Source organism: Rathayibacter caricis DSM 15933, assembly GCF_003044275.1.
Classification (GTDB): Bacteria; Actinomycetota; Actinomycetes; order Actinomycetales; family Microbacteriaceae; genus Rathayibacter; species Rathayibacter caricis.
In genome coordinates this window covers 1,661,573-1,679,421 of record NZ_PZPL01000001.1, presented here as the reverse complement: position 1 = coordinate 1,679,421, position 17,849 = coordinate 1,661,573, and the positions used below count along the sequence as shown (strand labels likewise).

Below are 17,849 nucleotides of genomic sequence, written 5' to 3'. Positions count from 1 at the left end.
GCCGCGCCGTGCGCTGCTCGAGCGGCGGCGTGCGGCGGCACGGTACGGTCGCTCGGGCGCTCCGGGGGGATCGGCGCGCCGTCGAGGGGGGACCATGGAATCGCTGAGGCGCCGCGCGCTGCTGCTGGGCATCGCGTCGGCCGCGGTGGGGCTGAGCGGCTGCACCGCCGACCCGAGACCCGCGCCGCTGACGGCGGTGCCGGTGGCGGCCACTCCGACTCCGACTCCCCCGCCGCGCCCGGTTCCGACCGCGACCGCGACGCCCGTGCCGGTGCGCGCCCGGGTGCCGCTGCCCGAGGGGATCATCACCGAGCTGCCGGCCGGCGTCGGGAACGCGATGGCGTGGACGGTCGACGACGGCGCCGACACCGAGGTCGTCGCCGCCTATGCGCAGTTCGCGAAGGACACCGGAACGCGCCTCACCTTCTTCCTCAACGGTCAGTACGACTCGTGGACCGTGTGCGCGCCGGCGCTCGCTCCGCTCGTCGCCTCGGGCCAGGTGCAGCTCGCGAACCACACCTGGTCGCACGTCGACCTCACGAGCCTGGGCTCCGACGGGGTGCAGGAGGAGCTCGGCCGGAACGGCGAGTTCATCCGCTCGACCTACGGGGTCGAGGCCGCACCGTTCTACCGGCCGCCGTTCGGCTACACCGACGCCGCGAGCCGGGCCGCCGCCGCGGGGATCGGCTACACGGCGACCACCCTCTGGTACGGCTCGCTGTCCGACTCCGGCCGCATCACGACGGAGCAGGTGCTGGCCTTCGCCGACGAGTGGTTCCAGCCGCAGCGCATCGTGATCGGGCACGCGAACTTCGATCCCGTCACGCAGGTCTACGCGCAGCTGGTCGACCTCCTCGTCGCCCGGTCGCTCGAGACGGTGACGCTGCGCGACGTGTTCGCGGTCTGACCCGCGCTCAGCGCAGGCTCGCGCGGGCGGCCGCGGCGATCGCCGCGGCGACCGCGTCGAGGCTCGGCGTCCGGAGCGACCACTGCTGCCAGTAGAGGGGGATGTCGACCGGGTCGCCGCCCAGCGCGACGAGGCCGGGATCGCCCACCGGGGCCTGCAGCTCCGGCAGCATGCCCCACCCCAGGCCGAGCCGCACGGCCGCTTCGAAGTCGGTCGAGCCGGGCACGCGGTGCCGGGGCGGAGCGGATCCGGGCGCGTGGGCGGCGAGGAACCGCTCCTGCAGGCGGTCCTTCTCGTCGAAGACGACGACGGGCGCCTCGGCGAGGCCCTCGAGCCCGCCCGAGGGGAACCAGCGGCCGGCGAACGCGGGCGCCGCCATCGCCCGGTAGCGCATGACGCCCAGCGGAGCGACGGAGCAGCCGAGCACCGCCTCCGACTCGGCCGTGACCGCCGCGATCACCGTGCCGTCGCGGAGGAACGCGGTCGTGTGCTCCTGATCCTCGCGGTGCAGCTCGAAGACGGCGCCGGGCACGCCGGCGAGCGCCGGGAGGACCCAGGTGGCCAGCGAGTCGGCGTTGACGGCGAGCGCGAGGGGCACCGGGCCGGCTCCCTCCGCCTCGTCGCCGGCCAGGGCGCGCACGGCGTCCTCGGCGAGCAGCTCGATCTGACGGGCGAGCCGCAGGAGCCCGGCTCCGGCCTCGGTGGCGACGACCGGGCGCGAGCGCACGAGGAGCACGCGTCCGGCCGCGGTCTCGAGCGCCTTGATCCGCTGACTGAGCGCCGACGGGGTGACGTGCAGGGCGCGGGCGGCTGCGTCGAAGGAGCCGTACCGCACGGCGGCGGCCAGCGCGCGCAGGCGGGAGAGATCGAGATCGTCGGTGAGCATCAGTTCTGCTTACGATACTGAAGGAGCATGAGCTGGTCTACATCTTCCGGGCGCCCTAGCGTCGGAGCGTGTCCCCCCTCCTCGCCGCCGTGTCCGGCCTCGGCTTCGGCCTCTCGCTCATCATCGCCATCGGCGCCCAGAACGCCTTCGTGCTCCGGCAGGGCCTCCGCCGCGAGCACGTCCTCGCCGTGGTGGCGATCTGCGCGCTCTGCGACGCGGCGCTGATCGTGCTCGGCATCGCGGGCATCGGCGCGGTGCTCGAGTCGGCGCCGTGGCTGCTGGTCGTGATCCGCTGCGGCGGCATCGCGTTCCTGCTCGGCTACGCGGTCCTCGCCGCGAAGCGCGCGCTCCGCCCCGGCACGCTCGACGGCGACCCGGCGGGCGCGTCCACCTCGCTGCGGACGGCCATCACGACCTGCCTGGCGCTGACGCTCCTGAATCCGCACGTCTACCTCGACACGGTGGTGCTGCTGGGGTCCGTCGCGAACACGCACGGCGACGAGCGCTGGTTCTTCGGGGTCGGGGCGGTGGTGGGCAGCGTGCTGTGGTTCACGGCGCTGGGCTTCGGGGCTCGGGTGCTGCGTCCGCTGTTCCGGAGCCGGACGGCCTGGCGGGTGCTGGATGCGGGAGTCGCGGTCGTGATGGTCGTGCTGGCGGTGTCCCTGGCGCTGTCTCACTGAGCCGGGGCCCTGGCGGCGGCGGTAGTTGTTCTACTAACATTGCGAACATGTTGTTCCGCGTCGACCACTCCTCGCCGCGCTCCCTGGCCGACCAGCTGGAGTCGCAGGTGCGCACGGCCGTCGCCGAGGGCGCGCTCTCGGCGGGCGACCGCCTGCCTCCGGCCCGCGAGCTGGCCGAGTCGCTCGACATCAACATGCACACCGTGCTCCGCGCCTACGCGGCGCTCCGCGACGACGGCCTCCTGCAGATGCGCCGCGGCCGGGGCGCCTGGATCGCGGAGTCCGCCGGCCCCGGCCTCGTGCGCGTGACCGCGCTCGTCGACCAGCTCGTCGCCGAGGCCCGCCGCAGCGGGATCGGCCCCGCCGAGCTCATCCGCCTGATCGAGAGGACCACCCCGTGACCGACCGCACCCGCTCCCTGCTGGCCGCCGCCTCCCTCCTGCTGCCCGCGATCGCCGTGCTCGTCTCGCGGGTCGTGCTCGACGTGCCGCCCGTCCTCGCCTCGCACTGGTCCTCGACGGGCGCCGCCGACGAGGTCGCCCCGGTCGGCGCCCTGCTGGCCCTGGCGCTCGTCCTCTCCGGCGCCCCGGCTGTGGCGGGGATCGTCGCCGCGCTGCTCGGTCGCGGCTCCCGGATGCTGCTCTCGTGCCTCGGACTGGTCGCCGGCCTCGGCGCCTCGGCCTGGGCGACGTCCGTCGGCACGACGCTCGCGGCGGGCTCGGCCGAGGGCGCGCAGCTGGGCGCCTGGCTGCTCGTGCTGCTCGGCGGCCTCGCCTACGCGGTGGTGCCGGGGGCCCTCGCTCCGCGCAGCCGCTCGGAGTCGAGCACGCGCGTCGAGCGGATGGCGCTCGGCGACTCCGAGTCGGGCGCCTGGTCGCACACCGTCACCGGCCGGGTCTTCGCGGTCGTCGGAGTCGTCCTGGCGCTCGCCGCGGCCGTCGCGGTGTCGACGCTGCTGGCCGAGGGCTCGACGGGCCCCGCGATCGCGATGGCCGTGGTCCTCGGCGCGAGCGCGATCGTGGTCCTCGGCTTCACCCGACTGCGCGTCACGGCCGACCGCCGCGGGCTCCGCGTGGTGTCGCGGGTGCTCGGGATCCCGCTGCGGCGCATCCCGCTCGAGACGATCGCCTCTGTCGGCACGGCCGAGCTGCGGCCGGCGGAGTGGGGCGGCTGGGGCTACCGGATGATGCCGGGCCGCTCGGCGCTCATCCTGAACGCGGGCCCGGGGCTGGTAGTGCGGACCACGCGCGAGCGCGAGTTCGCGATCAGTCTGCGCGACCCCGAGACGCCCGCGGCACTGCTCGAGGCGCTGCGCACGCGCTGAGCCCGGCGGAGACGGTCAGGACCCCGGATCCGGCGCGAACGTCAGCGTGCTGAGACGGCCCGACGGCCAGATCCGCCGGGCGTAGGCGAGGACCGCGGCCGCGACCAGGAGCAGCGCGAGCATCCCGACCAGCCCGGCCTCCGGCCCGTACGATCCGCCCGAGAGGACGCCGCCATCGGTCGGTCGGGTGCTGAAACGGCCGGGCACGACGGAGATCCCGCTGATCGGGAGGCCCCAGACGGCCAGGCTCAGGTTCCACGACGCGTGCAGGGCCAGCGGGAGCCAGAGCGATCGGGTGACCACGAAGGCGATGCTCCAGAGCGCCCCGCCGAGGGCCGTTCCGAGGGCGCCGACGATCGTGGCATCGGGGTTGCCGAGGTGCAGGAGTCCGAAGACGATCGAGGTCGCGCCGACTCCGATCCACCGGCCCGCCGGCAGGCTGCGCACGACCTCCAGCACGCCGGTCAGGAGCAGGACTCGGAACATCAGCTCCTCCATCAGCGCCATCGCACCGATGACAGCCGTCCACATCCCCAGCTCCGGCAGGGACGGCTCCACGGCCCGGACGTCGATGACTCCGAGCGCTCGCTCGACGAGGAACACGACGGCGACCGCGGAGAAGGACACTGCGATCCCGACCACGACGTGCATCGGCGTGCGGCGATCGACCGCGAGACCGAAGCTCCTGAGCACTGGGCGGCCGGACCGGCGGAACCGGAGGGCTGCGACGAGCGCGAGACCGACGGCGACGAGCAGGACGAGCAGATCCACATGACTCCTCACGAACATGATGACCACTCGACTTTAGGGATCGACAGTGACCGAGGGAGTCGCCGGGCCGCTCGGTGACGGCGTTTCGCGCCACGCACCCCGCCGCCACCCCTCCTCGGGCAGGCTTCCGTGGTCCGACCGAGGGAGAGCCTGCTCAGCATGACCACCGCACACTCCGCCGATCCCGTCGGCCCGACCTACGCACCCCTGTCGATCCTCGCCGGGGCGAGCTTCTGGATCGGGATCGGCTCGATCCTCCTCGGCTGGACGATCCTGGCGCCCTTCGCCGGAGTCGTCCTCGGCATCCTCTCCCTCCGACGGGAGCCGATCGCGCGCCGGACCGCGGCGATCGGCATCGCCCTCAACTCGCTCTGCCTGCTCGTGTACCTCGGCGCACTGACCTTGATCCTGCTGACCGTCGTCGAGCGTCTCGCTCTGCAGAACATCGGCGGCCCCCTCTCCTGATCCGCGCAGTCTCCGCTCGGGCATCGGGCCGAAGGCCGCGCCGTCCGACGCGGGCTCGCGGACCGACGGCGCTCAGAAGGCGGGTCGGCTTCCGCGCTTCGCACGAGTGTCCGTCGGCCGCAAGGGTCAACACGGGCGGCGGCGCTGTGGTCGCATGGAGGTCCGGCGCCGCTCCGAGCACGTCGGCCCCCTCCCCCTCCGTGCCCTCCGCACGCCCGCTCACCTGGAGCCCCATGCCGTCGAGTGACCTCGCGCGTCCCGCCCTCTTCGTCGTGCGGGAGCAGGGATCGGCGGTCGCCGGCGGCCTCGCTGCGGAGCTCGAGGACGTGCTCGACGTCGTGCCGCTCGAGCCGGGCGATCCGGACTCCGCGGTCCAGGACGTCGTGCGGGCCGTCGCCTTCCACGGCTCGACCCGCTGGCTGATCGCCGGAGAGGGCCGCGGAGGCGAGGTCGCCGCACTCGTCGCCTCGCGCACGCTCGCGGGGCGCTCGGGGCTCTTCGGCCTCGCCGGGCTCGTGCTGATCGGCGGCGCCGCGGGCGAGGTCGCCGGGCGGATCCCGACGCTGCGGCTCGATGACGCGACGGGCGCCGCCACCGCGATCCGCTCGTTCTGGGTCGAGCGGGCGGGCATCGGACCCGCCGTGCCCGTGAACGCCTCGCGCGCCATCGCCTCCGCCCGCACCACCACCCGCGTGCGGGCCCTGCTGGCCGAGCGGCTGCTCGCCGACGACCCGCACTACGCGCCCCGGGTCCTCACTCCGACCCGGCTCGCGACGCTGCGCGCGATCGCCGACCGCGTCGTGCCGCAGGACGGCGGCAGGATCGACCTCGCGGCCCGCGTCGACGCCCAGCTGGCCGACGGGCAGGGCGACGGCTGGCGGAACGCCGCGCTGCCCGCCGACCCGATCGCGTACGGCCTGGGCCTGGACTCCCTCGACGGATTCGCGGCGCTGACGCCTGTGGAGCAGGACGACCGGCTGACCGCGGTGGCCGACGGCTCCGCTCCCGCCGGCGCCCTGACCCCGGAGCAGCTGACCGCCTGGTTCGAGGACTGCCGCGTCGACCTCGTGCGCCAGTGGCTCTCCCACCCGGCGAGCATGGCCCGCGTCGGCTACGACGGCTACGCGTCCGGCGGCGACACCCTCCCCCTCGCCGGATTCCGCTCGCTCGGAGCGGATCAGCGCGAGGACTGGGAGCCCACGGCGAGGAGCCCGCGATGAACACCGCAACTATGCGCCGCTTCGATCTCGACGAGACGGTCGACGCCGTCGTCGTCGGCACCGGCGCGGGAGGAGCGCCGCTGCTGGCCTCGCTCGCGGCCCGCGGCCTGCGGGTCGTCGCACTCGAGGCCGGCCCGCACTTCGACGCCCGGAGCCACACGTCCGACGAGACCGTCGCGACCGAGATCAACTGGATGCAGGAGCGACTGAGCGGCGGCGACGCCCCCACCGCCTTCGGCCCGAACAACAGCGGCCGCGGAGTGGGCGGATCGACGCTGCACTGGGGCGCGTTCACCCCGCGTCCCGATCCGCGCGACCTGCGCCTGAGGAGCGAGTCGGGGCTCGGCCGCGACTGGCCGGTCCCGCACGCGGAGCTGACCTCCTACATCGAGACCGTGGAGGCGTTCATCGGAGTCTCGGGGCCGGCCGAGTACCCGTGGGACCCCTCGCGCCGCTACCTGCAGGGCCCCGTCGACCGCAACGCCTCGGCCGACATGATGCTGCGCGGCTGCGCCGAGCTCGGGATGCGCGCCGTCGACGCCCCCGCCGCGGTGCTCAGCGCGAGCCGCCACCAGCCGGACCACGGCGAGCGGCCCGCCTGCATCAACTGCGGGCAGTGCCACCAGGGCTGCCGCACCGGCGCCAAGGCAAGCATGGACACGACCTATCTCCCCGCGGCCGTCCGCGCGGGAGCCGAGATCCGCGCCGAGTCGTTCGTGCACGGGATCGAGCTGGACGCGGCGGGTCGCGTGAGCGCGGTCCTCTACACGTCCGAGGGCGTCGAGCGGCGGCAGCGCTGCTCCGCCCTGTTCCTCTGCGCGGGCGGCGTCGAGACGCCGCGGCTGCTCCTGCACACCGGAGTCGCGAACAGCAGCGGCCAGGTCGGCCGCAACTTCCTCGCGCACGGCGCGACGCAGGTCTGGGGCACCTTCGAGAGCGAGATGCGCAGCTACCGCGGCTACCCCTCCTCCGTCATCTCGGAGGACACCGTGCGGCCGGCCGACGCCGACTTCGCGGGCGGGTACCTCATCCAGAGCCTCGGCGTGATGCCGCTGACCCTCGCGACGACGCTCGTGCGCGGCGGCGGCCTGTGGGGGCGCGAGCTGATGGACGCGCTCGACGGCTACCGCTTCCTGGCCGGGGTCGGCATCAACGCCGAGTGCCTGCCCTCGGACGGCAACCGCCTCGAGCTGACCGACGAGCTCGACGAGCAGGGCGTGCCCAAGGCTGTGATCTCGTTCTCCCCGGGCTCCAACGAGGACGCGATCGACCGGCACGCGATCCGCACCCTGACCGCGATCGTCGAGGCCGCCGGAGCGACGAGCACGAGGGTGCTCGCCCGCACCGCGCACACCCTCGGCACCTGCCGGATGGGCGAGGACCGCGACGACGCGGTCGTCGACGCCGACGGGCGCAGCTTCGACGTGCCGAACCTCTGGATCTGCGACAACTCGGTGTTCCCGAGCGCACTGATCGCCAACCCGGCGCTGGCGACGATGGCGCTGTCGCTGCGGACGGCGGACCGCTTCCTGGCGGCGTGAGGCGGCGTCGGGCGGCGCCCGGGAGAAGTGGGGCCCGCTCGACCTTGCTGGTCGAGTAGCCCCGCCGGGGCGTATCGAGACCCGCCACGCCGAAAGGATCGGCACGCCGACCCTTTCCTTCAGGAGCCGCGGATCTCGATACGGCCGCTCCCGCGGCCTACTCGATCAGCAAGGGTGCGGCAGCTCCGCGGCCTAGTCGATCTAGCAAGGGTGCGGCAGCTCCGCGGCCTACTCGATCAGCACGCGGGCCGACTGTGCGGGCCGTCCCGCGACCCGCAGACCTCACACCGAGGCCCACCTTCAGGTCGCGCCGCTCAGGCCTGGGTCCAGCGGTACACGTCGACGACACGGACGGCGCCGAGCTCGTGCAGGTCGCCGTCGACGGCGGCGCGCAGCGCCTGGGCGTCGGCGGGCAGGCCGACCTCGGCCGCGCGCGGGAGCGGCAGGATCTCGACCACGACCGCCGAGTCGGCTCCGACGCCCAGGTCGTCGAGATCGAGCACCCAGCCGTCGGCGTTCCAGAAGCGGTCGGCGCGCAGGACGCCGTCGACCAGCACGCGCGCGACGTCCCCCGCCCAGTCGATCTCGAGCTCGCGGCGGACGGCGCGCCCCGACGCGGGCGGCAGCAGCAGCCGGTGCGCCGAGGCGTGGGCGGCGAACTCGGCGTCGCGGGGAGCCGCGGCCCGGCCGTCGAGGCCGCCGAAGGAGTCGGGGGGCGATCCAGCGGCGCGCAGCTCGCGCACCTCGACCGGGCGCACCGAGTCGGCCCCCGCGGGCGCCGCGATCGAGCCGGGCAGCTCCTCGAACGCGCCGTCGCGGTACTCGCGCGGGGCAGGGCGCACCGCGGCGCCGTCCGAGACGAGCCGCCCGTCGGCGTCCGTCCACACCGGCTCGGCGCTGAGCACGAGCCGTACGCCGGAGTCGCCCTCGAGCGCCCACGCGTCCGCCCCGACCGCGGCGGGCAGCACGAGCACGTCGAGCGCTCCGGCGGCGGTGGCGAGCACGGGCTCCGTGCCGTCGAGACGCACGAGCGGGCCGTCGACCGCGGCGCCGTCGACCACGAGCGCCGTGCCGTCCGCGAAGCGGAGTCGCGGAGGGATCCCCTCCTCCGCGATCAGCACCAGGGTCGGCCGCTCGCCGCCCAGCACCGTGAACAGCGACGCGGTCGCCCACTCCACCTCCACGCCCGCGATCACGAGCCCGACCGGCCAGTGCGCGATCGTGCCCACGGGGATCCGCACCGGCTCGTCCGGGAACACGACCGTCCGCTCGTCGAGGACCACCTCGAACCGCACGCCCGGGTGCTCCTCGAGGGGCTCGTACGGCTGGTGCCACGTGAGGAGGACCACTCCGCTCGTGCCGTCGCTGCGCAGCGCCCAGCGGAGCGTCGTGGAGTCGCGCACCCCCTCGGGACGGACCTCGGGGAGGCTCGAGGGCATCTCGGCGAGCGTCGCGCCGAAGGCCGCGAGGAACGCGTGCTGGCGGCGCAGGAGGCCGAAGCTCGCGGCGGTGCGGCCCGTCGCCCCGATCGGCGCGCGGAAGTCGTAGTCGTAGACCGCCAGGTCGTTCGGGTAGCCGGTCGCCTGCGACTCCTGCAGGTCGGGCCCGGGGTTCCGGCCGCCGGCGAACATGTAGTAGCCCTGCCAGGCCGAGCCGTTGCCGATCTTGTCGTGCGCCACCGCGGCGACGTCGAGCGCCTCGACGCGCGGCCGGCGCTGGTAGGCGAGCGCCATGCCGCCGCCGAGCTCGCAGGTCGCGGCCGGGTACAGCTCGGACGGGGTGCGCGGAGCCTCGAGAACGACGCCCTGGCGCAGGTCCGCGCCGATGCCCGGGTCGTCCCAGACGTGGGAGAAGAGGAAGTGCTCGCGGAACGTGTCGTCCCACGGCTGGTCATGATCGAGCCAGAAGCCGTCGGGGTAGCCGCCGAAGACCGGCAGCACCGCGTCGGTGGGCAGGTCGGCTCCGCCCCAGCCGGTCGCGGTCCAGATCGGAGCCGAGAGGCCGGCCGCGCGCGCCATCCGCTTGAGGGTGCGCAGGTGCTCGGGCTGGTCGTAGAGCTCGTTCTCGAGCTGGATCGCGACGACCGGGCTGTCGGGTCCGCAGCGCGACGCGAGCTGCTCGCCGATCGCGGCGAACCAGGGCTCGACGAGCGCCAGGTACTCGGGATCGTCGGTGCGGTGCCGCACGGGCGCCTCCTGCACCCAGTCGGGGAAGCCGCCGTTGCGGACCTCGCCGTGCGCCCACGGGCCGATCCGCAGGATCACGTCGAGCCCGACCTCGGCGCAGAGGTCGACGAACGCGGCGACGTCGCGGTCGCCGTCGAAGCGGCGCTCGCCCCGCGCGGGCTCGTGGTGGATCCAGATGACGTAGAACGAGACGACGCTCACTCCGCCGGCGCGCATCAACCGCAGCCGCTCCTCCCACCGCTCGCGCGGGACGCGGGTGAGGTGGAACTCGCCCGAGACGGGGACGAAGGGCACGCCGTCGCGGAGGACGTACCGGTCGGTCAGGCGGTAGCGCGAGTGGGGGTCCTCGACGGTGCTCATCGGCGGCTCGCGCCGCTCGTGCTCCCAGGGGGTGTGCCGGACGGTGGCGGTCACGGCGCGGTCGGAGGGCGCCGCGGTGGCGGGATCGACGAGGTCGGCGGGTCCGGTCATCGCGGGGGCTCCTTCTGGTCGGGCAGCGGCGGTCCGTGGCGAGCGCCGCGGGGTCAGGCTAGCTGTAATCGCTCCCAGTCGAGAAGTGCCGGAGCCCCGAGTGCCGCATGCAAGGTGGGCCAAGTTTGGCTGTGATCGTTTTCAGTGCGCGGCCTACACTGGGCCCATGTCCTTCCCCGGCGAGCCCCGGCGCCGCCCCACCATCGACGATGTCGCCCGGGCGGCGGGCGTCTCGCGCGGCACCGTCTCACGGGCGCTGAACGGCGGCAGGTGGGTCAGCCCCGAGGCGCAGCACGCCGTGGACGCGGCCGTCCGCCGCACCGGGTACCGCGCCAATGCCCACGCGCGGGGCCTGCGCCTGCAGCGCGGCGGGGCGATCGCGTTCGTGCTCGGCGAGGACGTCGAGCACCTGTTCGCCGACCCCAACGTGGCCGTCCTGCTCACGCACGTCTCGAAGGCGCTGGCGGAGCAGGGCCACGCGATGGTCCTCCTCCTCGCCGCGGACCCCGCCACCCGTCAGCACGCCCTCGACTTCCTCGGCACCGGTCAGGTCGACGGCGTGATGCTCGTGTCGTGGAGCCGCGACCTCACTCTCCTCGACGAGCTGCGCGCGGCGGGCCTGCCCGTCGTCTGCTGCGGCACTCCGGAGCGGCGCGGCGGCGACGCGGGCTGGGTCGCCGCCGACGACCGCGAGGGCGCGCGCCGCATGACCGAGCACCTGCTGAGCCTGGGTCGCCGCTCGATCGCCATGATCGCCGGGCCGGACGACCGGCTGGGGGCCTCGCTCCGGGTCGACGGATTCCGCGACGCGCTCGGCGACGTCGCCGCGCAGCCCGCCCCCGTGGAGTTCGGCGACTGGTCCGAGCGCAGCGGCGCCGAGGCCATGGCCCGACTGCTCGACTCCTCCCCCGGCGTCGACGCCGTGTTCGCCGCGAACGACCGGATGGCCGCCGGCGCGATCTCGACGCTCGTCGCCGCGGGTCGCCGCGTGCCCGAGGACGTCGCCGTGGGCGGCTTCGACGACAGCCCCGCGGCGAGCGCCGCCTCCCCCGCCATCACCACGATGCGCCAGCCGTTCGAGCGGATCGCCCGCGAGATGACCCGGCTGCTGCTCGCCGAGATCGACGGCGAGCAGCCGGCCCACGTGCAGCTCGCCACGGAGTTCGTCCGGCGGGAGTCCGCGTAGACCCGGCCGACCCGGCGTAGGGTCGCGACGGCCACGTCGACGCTGCTGGTAATACCCTTCGCTCAGGCGGCGGGCTGAGGGTCGCCGCGTCAGTCGAAGTCGGTGCTCCGGCCGAGCTCCTCCCACTCGTCCGCGTCCGTCCGCAACGCGTCGAGCGCGGCGCGGAACGCGTCCTGCGCGTCGTTCCCGAGCAGGAGGAGCGACGGGGTCGATCCCGACTCGACGACGCGGATCAGCGCGGCCGCCGCCCGCTCCGGGTCGCCGGACTGCGTGCCGTGCGCCGTGTCGACCTCCTTGCGCCGGCGCCCCGCCGTCTCGGCGTAGTCGGCGATCGGCTCGGCCGACTGCGTGAGCGAGCGCCCCGCGAAGTCGGTGCGGAACCCTCCGGGCTCGACCGAGAACGCGCGGATCCCCAGCGGAGCGACCTCCTTGCGGAGCGACAGCGTCAGCGCCTCGATGGCGGCCTTCACCGCGGCGTAATAGCCGGACCCCTCCGGCGAGATCCGCGCGCCGATCGACGAGAGGTTCACGATGGTGCCGGAGCGGCGCGAGCGCATCCCGGGCAGCACCGCCTTGATCGTGCGGACGGACCCGAAGAGCTGCGTGTCGAACAGACGCTGCACGGCCTCCTCCTCGCCCTCCTCGACGGCGGCGCGGTAGCCGTAGCCCGCGTTGTTGACCAGCACGTCGACCCGGCCGAACCGCTCCTCGGCGGCGCGGACCGCGGCGGTGACCTGCGTCTCGTCGGTGACGTCGAGGGCGAGGGCGAGCGCGGTCTCCTTGTACGGCTCGACGATGTCGCGGACGGAGTCGACGTCGCGCGCGGTCACCACGACGTCGTCGCCATGAGCCAGGACGGCCTGCGCGAGCGCGCGTCCGAGCCCGGTGGAGCAGCCGGTGATGAGCCAGGTGGTCATGCGGTCCTTCTTCCTCGCGGTGCCCGCACGGTGCGCGGGACGTCGTCAGTCCACCGGGTGAGCGCCGGGAGCGACAGGGGTGGACGGCGGCTCCTGGGGAACCGACCAGATCGTTATCCGCGCCCGGGCGTGTGCGGACCGGCTCGGCCCGACACTGAGCGGAGGGGGACGATCAGCGCCTCCGTCGTCCGCTCGTCGTCCGCTCTCCGGGGGTCCTCCACCAAATGCACGTCCGTTCCCGCACGCTCCTCGGAGCCGCCGCTCTCACCGCCCTCGCCGCACTCTCCGGCTGCACTCCCGCCGATCCGGCGGCCGAGCCGACCGCGTCCGCCGGAGCCCCGACCTCGGCGCCCGAGGCGACCATCACGCCCTCGAGCGACCCGGCGACGCCGACCCCCACGGCGACTCCCACCGCCGCTCCCACCGCCGCTCCCACCGCCGCCGACGCCACGAGCCTCCTCGTCGGTCCGACCTCCTTCTCCCTGGTCGACGACTCCGGCACAGAGCTCGGCACGTGGGAGTACCGCGACGGCACGGGCGCGGTGGCCGCCCTCACGGAGGCGTTCGGCAGCGCCCCCACGGAGTCCGACGACGTCCCCTACGAGGGCTACCGCACCCGCAACTCCAGCTGGCCGGGCTTCGACTTCAAGGACACCGAGGTCTACGACGCGGGCGGGCCCGAGTCCCAGTACCCCGAGCCCGACTTCCTGCTCGCGGTGAACGCCCCCGCGGTCGGCGACGTCGCGATCAGCACCCTGAGCGGAGTGGCGGTGGGCGACGCCGCCGTCGAGGTGCGCGACGAGCACCCCGAGGCCGTGCAGGGCGACTCCCTCGCCGTCTTCGACTTCGACCGGACGCCGGTCGGAGTCCTGGACGGCACCGAGCTGACGAACTCTGTCGGGGTGCTCGCCGACGACGAGATCACCGTCTCGGGCCTCCGCGCGCCGTTCGTGAACTGGGGCGTCTGACCCTCGGCGCTCGGCCGGGGCGGACGGTCAGCCGACGCCCGACCCCGAGCCGACGAGCGGATGCGTCGCCGCCACGACCGCGATCAGCGCGACAGCGGCGACGCAGACGCCCAGCCCGGCCCGGGAGAGCGGCCGACGCGTGGCGAGCAGCGCGACGGCGAGGATCCCGAGCAGTCCGGACCACACGAGCAGCGCCCAACCGAGGATCCAGGACAGGGCGAACGCCTCGTCCGACACCGTCTCGAGTGCGTCGCCGAGGCCGAAGGACAGGGCCGCGGCGGACGCGAACGCGAGCGCCGCGACGGGCAGAGCCACCGCCTCGCGCCGTCGCACAGTCTCCATGCGGTGACCGTAGCGCGCCGACGGGCGCACGCAGAAGGGACGGAGGATGACGGGCCGGGGCCGCCCGGGTGAACGGGCGCGGGTTTTACACGTCCGAAATCCCTCAGAAACCCCCCAGCATCTGCGCACGGTTGAGTAGGAGGCGACCCGGCCGCCCCGCCGACAGCACGACGGGCCGCAGCCATCCCCCAGCCTCACGGAGCCCGACCATGCGCCCGACCACCTCCCGCACCCGCACCGCCGTCCGCGCCCTCGCCCTCGGCGGCGCCCTCGCCGCCTCCCTCTCGCTCGTCGCCTGCTCCGGCGCGAGCGACGCCGATGCAGGATCGGACGCCGAGAGCGTCACCGTGACGGTCGGCACGCTGCGCGGGCAGCCGCACTTCTACCAGCCGTTCCTCTACGAGCAGTTCGCCGAGGAGGGCGTGGAGTTCGAGGTGATCACCCTCGACACCACTCCCGCCCTGTCGGACGCGCTCGTCGCCGGGACGATCGACTTCGCGATCTCGGGCGTGACGCCCACCATCTCCTCCGTCGCCCAGGACCGCGACCTGAAGATCGTCGCCTCGGCGGCCGACGGCGGCTCGGGCTTCCTCGGCGGCGAGGGCATCTCCTCCGTCGAGGACCTCGCCGGCAAGAAGGTCGGCTACATCCAGGGCAGCGCCCAGGAGGTGGCCCTCCGCTACTACCTGGAGGAGGCCGGACTCACCGACTCCGACCTCGAGCTGACCACGATCCCCGTGCCCGAGATGGCCTCGGCGTACACGAGCGGCTCGATCGACGCGTTCTTCGGCGTCGAGATCGGCGTCTCGATCGCGGAGGCGGCCGGCGCGACCGAGATCGCCGACCCGTACGCGACTCCGATCGGCCGCGTGAACATCGGCCTCGTCACGACCGGCGCGATGATCGAGGAGCAGCCGGAGGTCGCGCAGAAGGTCGTCGACACGCACGCGGCGACCACCGAGTACATGGCCGACAACGTGGACGAGTGGCTGCCCGAGATGATCGCCGAGTTCGGCGGCGACCAGGACGTGCTCGAGTCGGCGCTCGAGAACTTCTGGCTCCGCTCCGACCTGACCGAGGAGTACCAGGGCCAGCTCGAGGCGCTCGCCGGCCAGATGCAGCAGCTCGGCTTCATCGACGAGGCGCCCGCGATCGAGGACGTCGTCGACACGACGTTCGCGCCCACCTCCTGAGCGGCCGCGCGATGACCACGACCCTCGAGCCCTCGACCGTCACCGAGCGGCTGGCGACCGCGAAACGGCGACGCCGGCCGGGGCGTTCCGGCTGGACGACGTTCCTGCTCGGCCTGCCCGTCCCGATCCTGTTCGTCCTGCTCTGGCAGTTCGGGCGCGCCGGCGAGTGGGAGCTGCCGTTCGGCATCCGGATGGCGTTCCTCCCCTACCCGGGCGACGTCCTGGTCTCGCTGATCGACTACGCGTTCGCGGGCCTGCGGAACGACGCGTTCAGCGGGCTGCTCTGGACCGACCTGGGTGCGAGCGCCGGCCGCGTGTTCGGGGGCTTCGCGCTGGCGACGGTCCTCGCGGTGCCGCTGGGCGTGCTGATGGGCCGCTACTACGTCGTGAACTCGCTGTTCGACCCGTTCATCAACCTGTTCCGCCCGGTCCCCGCGACCGCGTGGGTGCCGCTCGTGGCGCTCCTCATCGGCTACGGCGACCAGGCGTCGATCTTCCTGATCACCCTGTCGGCGTTCTTCCCGATCGTGCTGGGCACCATCAGCGGCGCCCGCCAGGTGCCGCCCCGGCTGATCGAGGCGGCGCGGATGCTGGGCACCGGCACTGCGGGCGTGCTCGCGCGGGTCGTGCTGCCCGCCTCGGCCGCCGCGATCGTCAACGGCATGCGGGTGGGACTCGGGCTCGCCTGGGTCGTGCTCGTGCTGAGCGAGACCACGGGCGTGAGCACCGGGCTGGGCTCGACGATCTTCCTCGCCCGCGACGTGGTCCGGACCGACCTGATCGTGGTCGGGATGATCTGCATCGCGATCGCCGGCTTCGCCTCGGACCGGCTGCTGCTGCTGGTGTTCCGCCTGCTGTTCGGCCGCCGGCCGCTGATCTCATGACCGCGTCACCTCTGAACAGGAGCGTCCGATGACCGTCGCGACCCCCACCGTCCGCACCGCGGACGTCCACGTGCTCGACCTCGTCAAGCGCTACGAGACCGCGGGCGGCGGCGTGCTGGCCATGGCCGACGTGACGCTCGACATCCCCTCCGGCGAGTTCGTGGCCGTGGTCGGAGCGAGCGGCTGCGGCAAGTCCACGCTGCTGCGGATCCTCGCCGGGTTCGAGGAGGCGACGGAGGGCGTGGTCGAGGTCGGCGGCACCCCGGTGTCGGCGCCGGGACCCGACCGCGGCGTCGTGTTCCAGGACTACGGCCTCTTCCCGTGGTTGAGCGTGCGCGAGAACGTGGCCTACGGACCGCGTCGCAAGAAGCTGCCGAAGGCGGCCGTGACGGAGGTGACCGACCGCTTCATCGAGGCGGTTCGGCTCACCCGCTTCGCCGACCGGTATCCGGGCGAGCTCTCCGGAGGCATGCAGCAGCGCGTCGCGATCGCCCGGGTTCTCGCGAACGAGCCGTCGGTGCTGCTGATGGACGAGCCGTTCGGCGCGCTGGACGCGCTGACCCGCTCGGATCTGCAGATCGAGCTCAAGCGCATCCACCGCGAGACGCGCACGACCGTGCTCTTCGTCACGCACTCGATCGAGGAGGCGGTGTACCTCGCCGACCGGGTGGTCGTGATGACGGGCGGCGCCTCGCATGGGGTGCCGGGCCACATCAGCGAGATCGTGCCGATCGACCTGCCGGAGGAGCGCGACGTGACGGCTCCGGAGTTCAACGAGTACAAGCGCCGGATCTCGGAGCTGGTGCACGCGCCGGCGTGACTCGCGTGCACAACCGAGGCCAGGAGTGCTCGTCAGCCGCGATGGTGGATGAGGGGCACTCCTGGCCTCGGTTCTGCACGGCCCTCGTCCGGCACGGAGACCCCGGGGCCCGTCACGCGTACGCGCGCGCCGCCTCCTCCAGGCACTCCCGGAACACCCGGACCGCCGGTGACGCGAGCCCCGCCTCGCGCTGCGCCGTGAAGATCGTGCGCCGGGGCGCTCCCGGCAGCTCGAGGAGGCGGCAGTCCGGCTCCCCGCCCGCCCACACGAGGTCCGGCATCAGCGCGACCGCGTTGCCGGAGGCGGCCAGCCGGATCTGCGCCTGCAGGTCGGCCGTCTCGAAGCGCACGTCGGGCTCGAAGCCGGCGACCCGGCACAGCTGCTCGGCGAAGTGGCGGCTCGCGGTGCCGCGCGGCTCCATCACCCAGGCCTCGTCGCGGGCGTCGGCGAGGCGCAGCACGGCGGAGTCGCGGCGCACCGCGAGCCGGATCGCGTCGCTCGTGAGGTCGGCCCGCACCAGACCCGGCAGCCAGGACGTCGAGTGGCCGGGGTACTGCTCGGCGACCACGAGGTCGAACTCGCGCGCCCACGTCTCGTGCAGGGCCCCCTCAGGTTCTCGCTGCACCATCTCGACCCGCACCTCGGGGAACCGCTCGGCCGCGAAGCGCAGCGCCCGAGGCATCAGCGCCAGGGCGGCCGACTGGAACACCGCGACGCGCACGCGTCCGGTGACCGACTCCCCCGACGCGGCGAGCGCCGCCTCCGCCCGCTCGAGCAGCGCGAGCACCTCCCCCGCCGCCTCGACGAGGATCTCGGCCTGCGGAGTGAGCTGCACCCGCCTCCCGACCTTGCGCAGGAGCTCCACGCCGGTCTCGCGCTCGAGCACGCTCAGCTGCTGCGAGACGGCGGACGGACTGTAGGCGAGGGCCTCGGCGGCGGCCGCGAGAGTGCCGCGGACGGCGACCTCGCGCAGCAGGACCAGGCGGCGGACGTCGAGCACGGGAGGCGCCTCCGATTCATCAGCTCAGCTGACCGGTACCGGTCACGAATCATCGCTTCTGCTCAACGGTACCGCGTCGAATACTGAG

At 73.9% G+C, this 17,849-nt stretch carries 18 protein-coding genes; 12 read left to right on the top strand and 6 right to left on the bottom strand.

The window, feature by feature from the left end; translation table 11 throughout:
- The first annotated feature begins 94 nt into the window (after nt 1-94).
- Nucleotides 95-907 (top strand): polysaccharide deacetylase family protein, encoded by an 813-nt coding sequence (locus C1I63_RS07650; RefSeq protein ID WP_107574389.1) that lies wholly within the window; start codon nt 95-97, stop codon nt 905-907.
- A 7-nt stretch (nt 908-914) separates the two neighbouring features.
- On the opposite strand, the gene C1I63_RS07645 is transcribed toward C1I63_RS07650, so the two are convergent.
- The gene (locus tag C1I63_RS07645; RefSeq protein WP_107574388.1) at nt 915-1,793 is read right to left on the bottom strand and encodes a LysR family transcriptional regulator ArgP; all 879 of its coding nucleotides are present in this window, start codon (nt 1,791-1,793) and stop codon (nt 915-917) included.
- 68 nt (nt 1,794-1,861) lie between these two features.
- On the opposite strand from C1I63_RS07645, the gene C1I63_RS07640 reads away from it, so the two are divergent.
- From C1I63_RS07640 to C1I63_RS07630, 3 genes are read left to right on the top strand one after another with little or no spacing between them, the layout of a single operon-like run.
- A complete protein-coding gene (locus tag C1I63_RS07640; protein ID WP_107574387.1) occupies nt 1,862-2,473 on the top strand; it encodes a LysE/ArgO family amino acid transporter in 612 nt (203 codons plus the stop codon).
- Nucleotides 2,474-2,520: 47 nt separating this feature from the next.
- Nucleotides 2,521-2,874: a GntR family transcriptional regulator gene (locus C1I63_RS07635; protein ID WP_055786142.1), complete on the top strand. Its 354-nt coding sequence runs from the start codon at nt 2,521-2,523 to the stop codon at nt 2,872-2,874.
- Nucleotides 2,871-3,797: a hypothetical protein gene (locus C1I63_RS07630; RefSeq protein WP_107574386.1), complete on the top strand. Its 927-nt coding sequence runs from the start codon at nt 2,871-2,873 to the stop codon at nt 3,795-3,797. Before C1I63_RS07635 ends, C1I63_RS07630 begins: the two co-directional genes overlap by 4 nt.
- Nucleotides 3,798-3,812: 15 nt before the next feature.
- On the opposite strand, the gene C1I63_RS07625 is transcribed toward C1I63_RS07630, so the two are convergent.
- A complete protein-coding gene (locus C1I63_RS07625; RefSeq protein WP_055786135.1) occupies nt 3,813-4,568 on the bottom strand; it encodes a CPBP family intramembrane glutamic endopeptidase in 756 nt (251 codons plus the stop codon).
- A 159-nt stretch (nt 4,569-4,727) separates the two neighbouring features.
- Here C1I63_RS07625 and C1I63_RS07620 point away from each other — a divergent pair, with 159 nt between their 5' ends.
- The 3 genes from C1I63_RS07620 to C1I63_RS07610 all read left to right on the top strand — a co-directional run bounded on the left by C1I63_RS07620 (nt 4,728) and on the right by C1I63_RS07610 (nt 7,794).
- A complete protein-coding gene (locus tag C1I63_RS07620; protein ID WP_107574384.1) occupies nt 4,728-5,033 on the top strand; it encodes a hypothetical protein in 306 nt (101 codons plus the stop codon).
- A 233-nt stretch (nt 5,034-5,266) separates the two neighbouring features.
- The gene (locus C1I63_RS07615; RefSeq protein ID WP_107574383.1) at nt 5,267-6,253 is read left to right on the top strand and encodes a gluconate 2-dehydrogenase subunit 3 family protein; all 987 of its coding nucleotides are present in this window, start codon (nt 5,267-5,269) and stop codon (nt 6,251-6,253) included.
- The gene (locus C1I63_RS07610) at nt 6,250-7,794 is read left to right on the top strand and encodes a GMC oxidoreductase (RefSeq protein ID WP_107574382.1); all 1,545 of its coding nucleotides are present in this window, start codon (nt 6,250-6,252) and stop codon (nt 7,792-7,794) included. Before C1I63_RS07615 ends, C1I63_RS07610 begins: the two co-directional genes overlap by 4 nt.
- Before the next feature lie 314 nt (nt 7,795-8,108).
- Here C1I63_RS07610 and C1I63_RS07605 read toward each other — a convergent pair whose 3' ends face one another.
- Nucleotides 8,109-10,451 carry a beta-galactosidase gene (locus C1I63_RS07605; RefSeq protein WP_211315592.1) on the bottom strand — a complete coding sequence of 781 codons (2,343 nt, stop codon included), beginning with the start codon at nt 10,449-10,451 and terminating at the stop codon, nt 8,109-8,111.
- A 166-nt stretch (nt 10,452-10,617) separates the two neighbouring features.
- On the opposite strand from C1I63_RS07605, the gene C1I63_RS07600 reads away from it, so the two are divergent.
- Nucleotides 10,618-11,637: a LacI family DNA-binding transcriptional regulator gene (locus C1I63_RS07600; RefSeq protein WP_107574381.1), complete on the top strand. Its 1,020-nt coding sequence runs from the start codon at nt 10,618-10,620 to the stop codon at nt 11,635-11,637.
- Nucleotides 11,638-11,726: 89 nt separating this feature from the next.
- Here the strand turns inward: C1I63_RS07600 and C1I63_RS07595 are convergent, their stop codons facing one another.
- On the bottom strand, nt 11,727-12,554 hold the full coding sequence (locus C1I63_RS07595) for an oxidoreductase (protein ID WP_107574380.1): 828 nt from the start codon (nt 12,552-12,554) through the stop codon (nt 11,727-11,729).
- A 224-nt stretch (nt 12,555-12,778) separates the two neighbouring features.
- On the opposite strand from C1I63_RS07595, the gene C1I63_RS07590 reads away from it, so the two are divergent.
- Nucleotides 12,779-13,522 carry a hypothetical protein gene (locus tag C1I63_RS07590; protein WP_107574379.1) on the top strand — a complete coding sequence of 248 codons (744 nt, stop codon included), beginning with the start codon at nt 12,779-12,781 and terminating at the stop codon, nt 13,520-13,522.
- Nucleotides 13,523-13,549: 27 nt separating this feature from the next.
- Here the strand turns inward: C1I63_RS07590 and C1I63_RS07585 are convergent, their stop codons facing one another.
- Nucleotides 13,550-13,864 carry a hypothetical protein gene (locus C1I63_RS07585; protein WP_146168397.1) on the bottom strand — a complete coding sequence of 105 codons (315 nt, stop codon included), beginning with the start codon at nt 13,862-13,864 and terminating at the stop codon, nt 13,550-13,552.
- 209 nt (nt 13,865-14,073) lie between these two features.
- Here C1I63_RS07585 and C1I63_RS07580 point away from each other — a divergent pair, with 209 nt between their 5' ends.
- Genes C1I63_RS07580 through C1I63_RS07570 form a run of 3 tightly spaced genes read left to right on the top strand, consistent with a single transcriptional unit; the run spans nt 14,074 to nt 16,761 of the window.
- Nucleotides 14,074-15,057, top strand: a complete 984-nt coding sequence (locus C1I63_RS07580; RefSeq protein WP_107574377.1) for an ABC transporter substrate-binding protein — start codon at nt 14,074-14,076, stop codon at nt 15,055-15,057.
- 11 nt (nt 15,058-15,068) lie between these two features.
- Complete coding sequence (locus tag C1I63_RS07575) at nt 15,069-15,941, top strand: ABC transporter permease (RefSeq protein WP_107574376.1); 873 nt, start codon at nt 15,069-15,071, stop codon at nt 15,939-15,941.
- A 28-nt stretch (nt 15,942-15,969) separates the two neighbouring features.
- The gene (locus C1I63_RS07570; protein ID WP_055786104.1) at nt 15,970-16,761 is read left to right on the top strand and encodes an ABC transporter ATP-binding protein; all 792 of its coding nucleotides are present in this window, start codon (nt 15,970-15,972) and stop codon (nt 16,759-16,761) included.
- A 112-nt stretch (nt 16,762-16,873) separates the two neighbouring features.
- Here C1I63_RS07570 and C1I63_RS07565 read toward each other — a convergent pair whose 3' ends face one another.
- Complete coding sequence (locus tag C1I63_RS07565; RefSeq protein ID WP_055786098.1) at nt 16,874-17,761, bottom strand: LysR substrate-binding domain-containing protein; 888 nt, start codon at nt 17,759-17,761, stop codon at nt 16,874-16,876.
- Between the last annotated feature and the right edge of the window lie 88 nt (nt 17,762-17,849).